Genomic DNA, 440 nt, shown 5'->3' with positions numbered 1-440 from the left:
ATTACGTTTGAAGGTGTTAACGGTGCTTGTGTAGATGATGGCGACAAGGCTGTTGGCTCTCGTGATACTGCTCTATTTATTCTAGGTGCAGGCAGTAAAACAGAGTTCGCTAGTGGTGTTCGCCCTGGTGATACTAAACCTTCTGGTATCACGCTTAGTGATATTACGATCGATGGTGCTGGTCGCGCCGCCTCAACAGAAGCAGCTGCACATGACATTATTGTGCGTGGCCAAGCAAACATTCTGAACAACGCATTTGTGAACAAGCCAGTTGAGGTAGGTACGTTCATTAATGTTCGTAATGATTCAAATGCACACGTCGACACTGTTATCTCTGGTAACTACTTCTACAACTTGAATGATGGCGCTGCGTTTGTTCAAGATGAGATTGACGGTACTACGGATGCGGGTTCTAACTTCAATTCTGTTGATATCTATGC

Annotated in this window: 1 protein-coding gene; it reads left to right on the top strand. The window is 45.0% G+C overall.

The genetic code is table 11. The features are described 5' to 3' along the window. The coding region (locus tag AB4585_RS23105) for a hypothetical protein (RefSeq protein WP_372171134.1) at positions 1 to 440 on the top strand (440 nt) is incomplete at both ends.

The sequence above is a fragment of the Vibrio sp. 10N.222.49.C9 genome (genome assembly GCF_041474985.1).
GTDB classification, from domain to species: Bacteria; Pseudomonadota; Gammaproteobacteria; order Enterobacterales; family Vibrionaceae; genus Vibrio; species Vibrio crassostreae_C.
Note: the sequence above shows the minus strand (reverse complement) of the source record. Positions and strands in the feature narration are given on the sequence as shown.